Genomic DNA, 11554 nt, shown 5'->3' on the forward strand with positions numbered 1-11554 from the left:
AATATCTTTATTCTAACTCCATTTTGGGAATCATGGTTGTATTCTTTGGGTAGATCGTAGGGTCTGAAGCCTTTTTTAAATAAGAGAGCCGGTCTATATCCTTATACTTTTTCTCCCAGAAATTATAAAACTTGACAGGTGACAACTGTTCTCTTTTAATGTTACTTGCAGTTATGTCTATAAAGCCATCGCAATGTGCGGCTAAGATTAAACCGGGTAGTCCACCTAATTTCCACGGACCGAGCGGTAAAGGAATCTCCTCACTGAACCACACCTTCCAGTCTCGTCCACGGAAATGTGTGGTCGCCATCGTGCAATTAAAGCCTATGACATTTCGTGTACTGTCTTCGTGAATAACCCATTCCGGTGTGGGTATGTCTTCTGTTATCTTATAATAAGAGTCCCAGACCTGTGTGTAAGTTGTCATTTTTCCGTCTTCAAGATTTCTGTAAAGATAATCACGCCAATTAGGACTTTCTACTGTCGGAATAGTCTTATTATTATTGCGAGCAGCTTTTATCTTTTCATTAATTATCGCCAAAGCTGTCTCAGGGTTGCTTCCTAAGGAATCGAAGCGCAAAGTATGATAGCTAAAGTATTCACTTACATTTTTCCCTATCCTAAGTGCATAGTCATCATAACTGTTAAGATACTTTGTGTGATAACTGATTTCGAGAATGCTCGGTTCAATGATATGTGTCTCTTGTCCAAAGCAACTAAGCAGTGACAACATGAATGTGATACAGAAAGAGTATAATTTCATAATCATTAATTTTTGATTGACTTGTATACGGAAAGCCCTCTATGCATTAGTCTTTTCCCTTTATAGGTTTCGTTAATTAATTACAAACATCAAAAATATGGGATACTTAGTCAAACATAATTTTCTCCATTTTCTTTTTTATATTAATAGGACATTTATCATAAGGTAGAATCCGTTTGCGATATACATATCCAAGGTATGCACTACCATTTTTAGAGTAGGCCCTATACCAATCTCCGTCTAAAACAGGCGTATACAAAAAAATATCATTTTTCAATATTTTACCTTTAACCCTATACTTTTTAGAAGGCCCCTCTCTAACGTAAGTAAAGCCGTCAGAGTCATTAATAATCGCTGGAAATTTCATATAATCATCTCTATCTACAAGACTGAGCCCATTTCCATCATATATAGAATTAATATCAGAATATTTAAAGCTACGAGGTGATTCTGTATTCACCATAAAATATAGTACTTTATTCCCTAAATTAACTTCTACAACAGAGTCAAGGGGGTTGCCATAGCTAAATATACACGCATTTGTTATCGCATCAAAAATTATTCGCTCATTCTTTCCTTGGTAAAGGGAGCTAATAGAATAATTACAGTCTCCTATCTCAATGTAATCTTTATTATGACATGTACTAAGAACTTTATAAAGATCATATAAACAATCCTTAGCTGAGTGCTGCGCATACATAGAAAAGAACCACATGTGTGATAAGAGGATTATCGTTATATATCTTTTCATAATCAAATATTTTACTTATATGTACTTAAAAAATTATTATTTATTGTTTTTTATGTTATATACTCTAATAACATTTCCGATTCGGATTTATCGTATACCCGTTGTTAATACCCTTATATGGGTGTTCGTCAATACCCTTGTATGGGTGTTCACTGATACCCTTATATGACTAATATCACGAGGCTTTATATTACCTTTTAATTGGGGTGGTATAAAGGTCTTCATCTATTTTTCTTCCCCTCTCATCAAACAGTGAGTATATCCTCTTTAACTCTGATATAAGCATTTGCTCGAACGTTTCCCATTGGAATAGGGAGGTTGCATCGTCTCTATCACAATAGTGCACGGTGCTTGTTCTTTTATCTATATAAAGATAAGAACCGTCCCAGTCATAACCGCCTATAAAGAAATGGTTGTCTGCGGCATTTCGAGGTCTTTCCCGAATGTTTGCCGTAATAATCGAAAACGGTTGGCGGCTTTCATCAGTGCTTCTTTTATAGTTTCTTCTTAACCCGTCTAAACAAAAGGTTCCAACCAATATGTCTAACCCATTGCTTACATCTAACAAGAATTTTTTATAATCGATGGGAATTTCCATGCCCAATTCTTTCTCCAATGCTTGGACATCGTTCTTACTTAGCGGAGGATACAGGGTGTTTAGCCAAGCCTCGGGGGCTATATGGGGCGCTTTTCCTATAAGGATTGCACCAGTGGATTGGGATTCTTCAATACCCTGGTTCTGAAATCTATAAATTAAATCCCTATATGTTTTATTCATATTCGATTTTTCTATATACGTTATACTATTTATGGTAAAGGCTCATCATTAAAAATGAAGAATTTGACAATAGTTGATTTAATCTCTATTGATTTTCTTCCCACTTGATGGATTCCTGTAATTACCATTATGCCTACTAAGATGTTCTTCACAAATTCAATAAGATATCGCAAATATATAGAAATATTCAATACGGCGCAACTATTTGGCTCAATAATTTGCTGCGTATTATGTGAGGAGGATAGTAGTTGTGTTTATAGCTTTTGTGGTTAATGTAAAATAAATTCACAACGTGCTTTTTTATTGATGCTCTTTTGGCTTCTAAAAGATGCCCTTTTGGCTTTCAAAAGGCGCCCTTTAAGACCCTTACTAACGCCCTTTTGGAGTCCAATTAAGCACCTTTTACTTTTGTGTTTTGTAAGTATTTGATTCTATGAGGGTTACAAAGTTGTCGAAAAGAGGCTTTTTGGGTCTTTTTTAGGGAGTTTTCTAAGGTTTTTGTGTCAATATTTTTCGCAGTTAACGATACTTTTTTAGTTCTTCCGAAATCTGGAGTGCTCAACTAAAAGTCTTATATAATAGGCACACGGAGTCACGGAGGGGACGGAGGTAAACGCAATGTCACGGAGGTGCCGACGGCACAAAGAGCGACGGAGGTGTAGCGTACAGATTCTTGATAACGATTTTGGGTTAAACGCTTTGTATATAAATTACTAATAGAAATGGCAAACAAGCTCCGTCGCTCTATGCACCGACGGTGCCTCCGTGACTTTCATTGCTTGGGTTTAATAATCCTCCGTCCTCTCCGTGCCTCCGTGTGACATTACTTCAAACTCTAAGCATAAGTGGCAAACCTTATCACTCCAAAATCCTGAAGAGCCACCTTTTAAGAAAAAAGCAAAAGAAAAAGCGGTATAAAGACGTCATAAAAGTTCGTCTTATACCGCTTTGTAAGATGAGGCTATACCTATAGTTTCATTAGGAAAAGGGATATTCTTTCCTGCGATTTACACTTGATAACATCGTTGGTATAGCTGATTTATGTGCTGTGGAGATTACTTCTCGCAGCTGCAGCCCGTCCAAGGCTTTAGCTCTTTGAAGAAGTCATGACCCTTATCGTCAACAAGGATGAAGGCTGGGAAGTCCTCAACGGTAATCTTCCAAACAGCTTCCATACCGAGTTCTGGATATTCTACGCACTCAATACTCTTGATGCTGCTCTGTGAGAGAACGGCAGCCACACCACCGATAGTACCGAGGTAGAAACCACCATGCTTCTGGCAGGCATCTGTCACAGCCTGTGTACGGTTACCCTTAGCAATCATCACGAGTGAACCACCATGCTCCTGGAACTCGTCAACGTATGGGTCCATACGGTTGGCAGTGGTAGGTCCCATTGAACCACATGGATAGCCCTCTGGTGTCTTGGCTGGTCCTGCATAGAGAACAGGGTAATTCTTGATGTAATCAGGCAATTCCTCGCCAGCATCCAAACGTGCCTTGAGCTTAGCGTGAGCAATGTCACGAGCAACGATTATGGTACCCTTGAGGTTGACACGTGTTGAAACAGGATACTTTGTCAGCTCAGCACGAACGGCATCCATACCCTTGTCGAGGTCGATTTCTATGCCCTTCGCACCTTCTCCCGGCTTGCGATATTCCTCTGGAATCAACTCGCTTGGGTTGGTGTCCATCTTCTCCAACCAAATACCGTCCTTATTAATCTTCGCTTTGATGTTACGGTCAGCAGAACAGCTAACTCCCATACCGATAGGGCAGCTTGCACCGTGACGTGGCAGACGGATGATACGGATGTCGTGAGCAAGATACTTACCACCAAACTGTGCACCAAGACCAATCTTGTAAGCCTCTTTGAGAATCTTCTTCTCGAGGTCGATGTCGCGGAAAGCACGTCCTGTCTCGTCGCCAGTAGTAGGGAGATTGTCGTAATACTTGATACTTCCGAGCTTAACGGTGAGGAGGTTCTTTTCTGCAGAAGTACCACCAATCACGAAACAGATGTGATAAGGAGGACAAGCAGCAGTACCGAGGCTCTTCATTTTCTCAACGAGGAAAGGAATGAGCGTACCCTCATTCTGTATAGTAGCTTTGGTCATTGGGTAGAAGTAGGTCTTATTAGCAGAGCCACCACCCTTTGCTACCATTACGAAACGATATTCAGCGCCCTCAACAGCCTCGATGTCAATCTGTGCAGGGAGGTTACACTTGGTATTCACCTCATCGTACATATTGAGCGGAGCGTTCTGTGAGTAGCGGAGATTCTCCTCTGTAAAGGTGTTGAAGACACCACGAGAGAGTGCCTCCTCGTCCTCAAAACCAGTCCATACTTGCTGACCCTTCTCACCGTGAATGATAGCAGTACCCGTGTCCTGGCAGAAAGGCAGTACACCCTTCACAGCTGTCTCAGCATTGCGGAGGAACTGGAGTGCCACGTACTTGTCGTTTTCTGATGCCTCTGGGTCGGTCAGAATCTTTGCAACTTGCTCATTGTGTGCACGACGGAGCATGAACTCACAATCGTGGAAAGCCTCCTGTGCTAATAAAGTAAGTGCTTCTTTGCTTACCTTCAGAATCTCTTTACCTTCAAACTCACCAACGCTGATACCTTCCTTTGATACCAGACGATACTCGGTGTCATCTTTGCCCAATTGGAACATTGGTGCATACTTGAATTCTGCCATAATGTTTTGTTTACCTGTCTGCCCTTTATCGGTAGGGCAGACAGGGCTTTTTCTATTTGTTTATAATATGTTTTTGTATTCTTTTCTTACTGTTTATTAATAGCCGAAGATTTCTTCTGTTGTCACTCTCTTTATAGGTGCAATCTTCTCCAAAGCCTTGATATCAAGCTCTTTCTCGTTGCCGAGGATGATATACTTGAAGGTCTTGTTGGCAATATACTCTTTCTCGAAGTTGATAACATCCTGTAGTTGCAGACTTGGAAGGGCATTGTAAATCTTCTCACTCAATGAAGTGTCGAGACCTAAACGCTGTGCTGCAAGATAAGAGGTGAGGATAGAGTACTTAGTTGTACGAGCAGAAGCAAGGCTCTTCATGAGACTTTGCTTTGCAAGATCAAAGCCACTCTGGCGTACAGGTACATTGTTGAGAAGCTTATTGAACTCTGTTACACAGTCCATCATCTTATCGTTCTGTGTGATGATGTAGGTGTAGAAGTTCTCATTACCTCCTAAACGATAAGGAGATGCATAGACAGCTGAAGCTGAATAAGCCAAACCACGTGCCTCACGTAACTCTTGGAAGACGATGGCATTCATACCACCTCCGAAGTATTCATTGAAGAGGGCGATGATAGGGGCACGGTCGGCAGACCACTTCTGGTTCTGATTGTGGAGCTGAACCATGTAGATATTCTTTGCATCGTAAGGTGCAATGAGAACCTCGTTCTTAGGTGTTGTCTGCTCTGTATAACGCTTGATAGCAGGTACTGCAGCGAACTTCTTTGGTGTCTGGATAGTCTTGCTGACAAGCTGGTCAACCTCTTTCAGGCTTGAAGGACCGTAGTAAAGCACTGTCAACTTATAGTTCTTCAAGTTCTTCAAAAGGTTAAGCAGTTCCTGTGGGTTCATTGACTTCAACACCTGTTCGCTTGGAACGTTGCGAGTAGGGTTGTACTCTCCGTAGGTAGCATAGTCTCTGAGGGCAGCGAAGTTAGCGTTCTGGTTAGCCTTGTTGTCGCTGCGTGACTTTAGAATCTGCTCTACATAGAGGTCGTAAGCCTCCTTGTCAACCTTTGCATTGCTGAGTAAATTGTTCAACAGAGCAAGTGCCTGAGGCAGGTTAGAGTTGAGACCACTTAACGTAATGTATGAAACTTCGTTTCTTTCTGAGAAGTTGTAGTCACAAGCTAACTTGTAGAACTGCTGCTTAATCTGCTCGTTGCTGAGCTTATTAGTACCTAAGTAATCAAGATAACCAGCTGCATAGCTGAGCATTGGGTTATGTTCGTCACCGTAAGGAACTACGAAGCAAAGTGTAAAGAGGTCGTTTGTTTTGTCCTGCTTATAGAGAACAGGAAGACCCTTCTGTGTTGTTGCCTTGGTAAGGTCGCGCTTGTAGTCAACAAACTGTGGCTGGATAGGAGTTGTCTTGGTGTTTACAATCTCCTTGAGGAAGTCACTCTGCTTGTCGTTGTTGGTTGGGATTGGAGTGATAGTAGGCTTCTCAACCTTCTTAATAGTAGTGTCGTTACCTTGCTCCTTGTAGACACAAGCGAAGTCGTTACGGAAGAATTGATTAGCAAACTTTACTATCTCAGCCTTTGTTAACTTTGAAATACGATTGAGTTTATCCACCTCCTGCTTCCAGTCTTTGTGGTTGATGAAGGCATCCACATACTGCTTTGCACGGAACTGGTTGTTATCTAACTGCGTATAATAGTAACGCTTGTAGTTGTTAACGATAGATGGCAAGAGATCATCAGAGAAGTTACCCTTCTTGAGTTTCTCAATTTCAGACAAAGCAAGGCTGCGTACCTCCTGCAAAGTCTGTCCACTCTTTGGCTGTCCATAGACATAGAATACCGAATATTCGTCCATATCTGCGATACCTGCGCTAACCTCCTGTACCTTCAGCTTCTGGCTGAGGTCGAGGTCGAAGAGTCCTGCTTGTCCGTTAGACAAGAGTTGTGCTATAACCTCTAATGTATCTAACTGCAAAGACTTACTTGCGTCTGCACGCCAACCCATGAAGAGCATAGGAGCTTCCTTACCAACAACAGTCGTATCAACGGGTGCTGTGAGGGCTGGTTGAGCTGGGAACTGTGGTACGTCGATGTGTGCACTTGGCTTCCAATCGCCAAAATACTTCTCAATCGAAGCTACTGTCTTGTCTGGGTCGAGGTCGCCTGAAAGACAGATAGCGATGTTGTTTGGTACGTAGTATTTGTTAAAATAGTTCTTGATGTTGGTGATTGAAGGATTCTTCAGGTGCTCACCAAGTCCGATAGTGGTCTGTGTACCGTATGGGTGGGTAGGGAAGAGCTTTGCAAAGAGGGCTGCATAGACCTTACGCCAGTCGCTTGAAAGACCGATGTTATACTCCTCATACACCGCCTCCAACTCTGTATGGAAGCCACGGATAACCATATTCTGGAAACGATCACCCTGAACTCTTGCCCAAGTGTCAATCTCATTAGATGGAATATTCTCTACATAGCAAGTTACGTCATTAGAAGTATAAGCGTTTGTACCCTCACTACCGATGGCTGTCATCATCTTGTCATACTCGTTTGGAATGTTGTAACGAGCCGCAAGTTGTGAGATAGAGTCAATCTGGTGGTACCATTGCTTGCGTGCAGCTGGGTCAGTGATATGACGATACTGCTCGAAACGAGCCTCAATAGAGTCGAGGTAAGGGCGTTCTGCCTCTACATTAGATGAACCAAAGTGGGTTGTACCCTTAAACATAAGGTGCTCTAAGTAGTGTGCAAGACCTGTTGTCTCCTTTGGATCATTGCGAGAACCCGTGCGCACAGCGATATATGTCTGTACACGTGGCTTCTCTTTGTTAACAGAAAGATAGATTTTCAGACCGTTTTTCAGTGTGTAGATACGTGTCTGCATCGGGTCATTCGGTATGCTCTCATAGCTGTAACGCTGCGCATAAGCTGCCACAGATGCAAATAGGAACAATAGTCCTAAGCTTAGCCCCTGCATGAGGGTACTGTTAAGGAAATGTTTTTTCATACAATCAGTATTTGTTTATTGTTATAATTGGGTAGAGAATGTAATGATTAATTCTCAAAATCAACCTCATGATCAAGGCTATTAACGAACGATTCAAAGACCTCTCTGTCTACATCGCCCATCTCAAACTCCTTCTCGGCATCCTTTTTAATCTCTGCAATCCATGCACGCCGTGCCTCGATATAATCCTGTTTGATGCGTGCATCGTCCTCGGGAGAAATCTCATTAATGCCGTAGTATTCCAGAATCATGCGATAGGTCCATGCCCATTGATAGATACGATAATTGTCATTAATCTCTCGGAAGCGGTTAACCACCTCTTCTATCGTTTCAAGACTACCGCTCTTGATATCCTCTATGAGGCGTCGCTCTTCTGATACAGGGAGTAGAAGACCAGAGAGATCGTCCCATCGTCCGAGTCCTACTTCGGTCTGTGGCTTACCGAAGAAACCCCATTTGTGCGCACGTTTCAGTACGGCACCCATATAGATACGCAATGCAATGTCATAGTATTTGATACCTTTTCGCAGACTGGTAGCATTGATAACGTATTCATGATAGTTATAGGACGAAACATTGTCGCCACTTGCCTGTCGCAGATTCTCAAGTATCTTCTTTCCCTGTAGAATCTCTCCAACAGAGTAAGGTGATAGCCAATCGAAGTTGACAATACTCTTCTGCGTCTGCTGTGGACGCATATCACGCTTTGGCCACTTGCGTATATCACGATAAAGACCAACCGTTGTAATGTTACGACCCGGCACGAGATACATCTTGTCGGCCTCTGCAATGAGGTAAGAGAAGGGTAGGGCAGTCGTATTCGGGTGGTGCATCAGCTTACCGAAACATACGGAGAACGTACCGATCGTTGCTGGCATGAGCAGATAACTACCGCTGGCTGTCTTCGTTCCACGCTCTAAGATACCCCAGTGCATTGGTCCCATCTTATAGGCATGGTTAGAGAAGTTAGTGCCAGAACCTGCGTTATAGAAAGAGAACATACCACCGATTAGCAGCGAACTCTTATGATGTGAGGCACAGAACGGACCGCAGAAGGCAGCGCACGCCTCACCGTTTGACATAAAGGAATTGGCGAAGAAGACACTCTGTGAGGCTGTAAAGCCATTGCTTATCTGACAGGCTTCACCCACGAAGCAGTCTTGCATCTTCACACTGTTCACAATGCTGGAGCCATCTGATATGATAGAATTCTCGCAGATGACACCTGTGCCAATGTAGACACTGGCATGTTCAGAGCTGAGAATGGTACAATCGCTCAATCGACTTGCACCAGAAATCTCGCAATCGTCCTGAATGACGGTGTTGGTAATCTCCTTTGTATTGACAATCTTCACTTTATTGCCAATCGTTCCACGTTCAGGATTTGTGCGGGCAATCTCCTCTTTAATTAGTCTTCGGATAGCATTCTTGAGGTCTTTGTCGTTGAAATGCTTCACCATAAAGGCTGCAAACTGGCTATTAAGGTCGTGGAAGAAGATCACGTTTCCATCACCTACCTCGTTAAGGACAGATATCAGATTACCTTCCCCGTATGTAGCACCCTCCGTAGTCTCCATGACAGAGATGTTAGAGATGAGGCAGTCGTCACCGATGGTATAGTTATTAATATAATTCCCTACCTTCTCTATCAGGCAGTCGTTACCAACGGTCACATTACGTAGGGTTGCATCATTGATACCAGAATGCTTGACGAAGCCCTTTGTTATCTCGACTTCTTTCTGGACACTTCCCAACTGTACGTCACCATAGAACATGACACGGTGGAAGAATTTCGCTTGAAATCCGTCCTCCGCAACCTCTACTCGACTCCAATCTTCTGCCCAGCAGCTATTGCTCTCGAGTATCTCAATCTCTTCAAAGGTAAGGGAACGATATTGCATAAACTTTTCTTTTAGTTGTTGTTATTAGCCTTATTGGGCTTATTGGGTTTATTAGGCTTATTAGGCCCATTAGCCTTATTAGCCTAATAAGCCCAATAAGGCAAATATGCCCAATAGTCTTTATTCCTCTTCGATATTGTAAAGGAAGTCATTGTAAGGATACTTCTGCACGTGGAGTTCGCGTACTTTCTTGTAAAGCACCTCCCTGAACTCGTCAATATTCTCCTTTTCCTTGGCTGAAATGAATAGACAGTTGTCATGCTCTTTAGCCATCCACGTCTTCTTCAGTTCGTCCAAAGTGATATTCTCCTTGGTGGCAGGTGTGAGGTCGTCTTCCTCTTTCTCCACCCAATGATAGTTGTCAATCTTGTTGAAGATAATCATCGAAGGCTTGTCAGCACAACCAAGTTCAGACAAAGTCTGGTTGACTACCTGTATTTGTTCCTCAAAGTCAGGATGTGAGATGTCCACAACGTGCAAGAGAAGGTCGGCTTCGCGCACCTCATCGAGTGTTGACTTAAACGAATCAACCAAGTCGGTTGGCAACTTACGGATAAATCCAACGGTGTCAGCTAATAGGAAAGGAAGATTGTCAACAACGACCTTGCGTACGGTTGTGTCGAGTGTTGCGAAGAGTTTGTTCTCTGCAAATACCTCACTCTTAGCCAAGAGGTTCATGGTGGTTGACTTACCCACGTTCGTGTAACCCACCAAGGCAACACGAATCATGCGCCCACGGTTCTTACGTTGTGTTACCTTCTGCTTGTCAATCTCAGCAAGTCTTTGCTTCAAAAGGGTCATACGCTGCAGGATGATACGGCGGTCCATCTCCAACTGGGTCTCACCCGGACCACGCAAACCTACCGAACCTTTACCGCCACCAGAGCCTGAACCACCACCCTGACGCTCCAAGTGAGTCCACAGACGTTGCAGACGTGGGAGCATATAGCGATACTGTGCCAACTCTACCTGTGTCTTTGCGTTGGCTGTCTGGGCACGCATAGCAAAGATGTCGAGGATGAGAGAGGTACGGTCTAATATCTTCACACCGAGTTCCTGTTCGATATTACGCATCTGCTTTGCCGACAACTCGTCGTCGAAGATTACCATACCGATAGGCTCCTCCTCGTCTTCTTTCATCTTGATGTAATCTCTTATTTCTTCAAGTTTACCCTTGCCGACATAGGTAACAGCACTTGGACCTGTCACCCTCTGTGTGAATCGCTTCACAGTGATAGCACCAGCTGTATCAGCGAGGAACTCTAATTCGTCAAGATATTCCTTCGTCTTGTCCTCGTTCTGGTCCTTTGTAATAAGACCCACAAGGATGGCTGTTTCCGCCTTGACGTCAGATATGATAAATTCTTTCATTCAGTAATTTCTATTATTGCTTATTTTTGTGTTGAAAAGTGTACTTCCCTATTGTTCGAACAGGTATACACTGCCACATGGCAAAGTTACTCATAAAATCTGAAAAATGCTAATGAAAAACGCTGTTTTTATGTCCTTTAACCCAAATCTCATGCCCCCACAATGTGTATAATTCTGCTTCTTCTGAAATATGGAATGATAAAAAGCTATTATAATAAGGCACACAGTGCAACTCTAAGTTTGCAGCAAGAAACATAGATT

The 11554-nt window shown here is 42.9% G+C and carries 7 protein-coding genes; all 7 read right to left on the reverse strand.

The genetic code is table 11. The features are described 5' to 3' along the window. Window positions 1-7: 7 nt before the first annotated feature. Window positions 8-769 carry a GLPGLI family protein gene (locus FIU21_RS04665; RefSeq protein ID WP_004360345.1) on the reverse strand — a complete coding sequence of 254 codons (762 nt, stop codon included), beginning with the start codon at window positions 767-769 and terminating at the stop codon, window positions 8-10. A 100-nt stretch (window positions 770-869) separates the two neighbouring features. Beyond that, window positions 870-1514: an SH3 domain-containing protein gene (locus FIU21_RS04670; protein WP_004360344.1), complete on the reverse strand. Its 645-nt coding sequence runs from the start codon at window positions 1512-1514 to the stop codon at window positions 870-872. Window positions 1515-1704: 190 nt separating this feature from the next. Continuing rightward, entirely contained in the window at window positions 1705-2292 is a 588-nt protein-coding gene (locus tag FIU21_RS04675) for an SMI1/KNR4 family protein (RefSeq protein ID WP_004360343.1), read from the reverse strand. A gap of 1055 nt (window positions 2293-3347) precedes the next feature. Continuing rightward, window positions 3348-4994 carry a fumarate hydratase gene (locus FIU21_RS04680; RefSeq protein ID WP_004360342.1) on the reverse strand — a complete coding sequence of 549 codons (1647 nt, stop codon included), beginning with the start codon at window positions 4992-4994 and terminating at the stop codon, window positions 3348-3350. A gap of 96 nt (window positions 4995-5090) precedes the next feature. Next, the gene (locus FIU21_RS04685; RefSeq protein WP_004360341.1) at window positions 5091-8021 is read right to left on the reverse strand and encodes a M16 family metallopeptidase; all 2931 of its coding nucleotides are present in this window, start codon (window positions 8019-8021) and stop codon (window positions 5091-5093) included. Window positions 8022-8068: 47 nt separating this feature from the next. Beyond that, window positions 8069-9922, reverse strand: coding sequence for a DUF4954 family protein (locus FIU21_RS04690; protein WP_004360340.1), 1854 nt, complete (start codon window positions 9920-9922; stop codon window positions 8069-8071). 120 nt (window positions 9923-10042) lie between these two features. After that, window positions 10043-11293, reverse strand: a complete 1251-nt coding sequence (gene hflX, locus FIU21_RS04695; protein ID WP_004360339.1) for a GTPase HflX — start codon at window positions 11291-11293, stop codon at window positions 10043-10045. Window positions 11294-11554 lie beyond the last annotated feature (261 nt).

The sequence above is a fragment of the Prevotella melaninogenica genome (assembly GCF_013267595.1).
Taxonomy (GTDB): Bacteria; Bacteroidota; Bacteroidia; order Bacteroidales; family Bacteroidaceae; genus Prevotella; species Prevotella melaninogenica_D.

Bases quoted from the DNA above. Each gene is read 5' to 3' on its own strand.
- FIU21_RS04665 (WP_004360345.1), bottom strand. From the start codon at position 769: ATGATTATGAAATTATACTCTTTCTGTATCACATTCATGTTGTCACTG.
- FIU21_RS04670 (WP_004360344.1), bottom strand. From the start codon at position 1,514: ATGAAAAGATATATAACGATAATCCTCTTATCACACATGTGGTTCTTT.
- FIU21_RS04675 (WP_004360343.1), bottom strand. From the start codon at position 2,292: ATGAATAAAACATATAGGGATTTAATTTATAGATTTCAGAACCAGGGT.
- FIU21_RS04680 (WP_004360342.1), bottom strand. From the start codon at position 4,994: ATGGCAGAATTCAAGTATGCACCAATGTTCCAATTGGGCAAAGATGAC.
- FIU21_RS04685 (WP_004360341.1), bottom strand. From the start codon at position 8,021: ATGAAAAAACATTTCCTTAACAGTACCCTCATGCAGGGGCTAAGCTTA.
- FIU21_RS04690 (WP_004360340.1), bottom strand. From the start codon at position 9,922: ATGCAATATCGTTCCCTTACCTTTGAAGAGATTGAGATACTCGAGAGC.
- hflX (WP_004360339.1), bottom strand. From the start codon at position 11,293: ATGAAAGAATTTATCATATCTGACGTCAAGGCGGAAACAGCCATCCTT.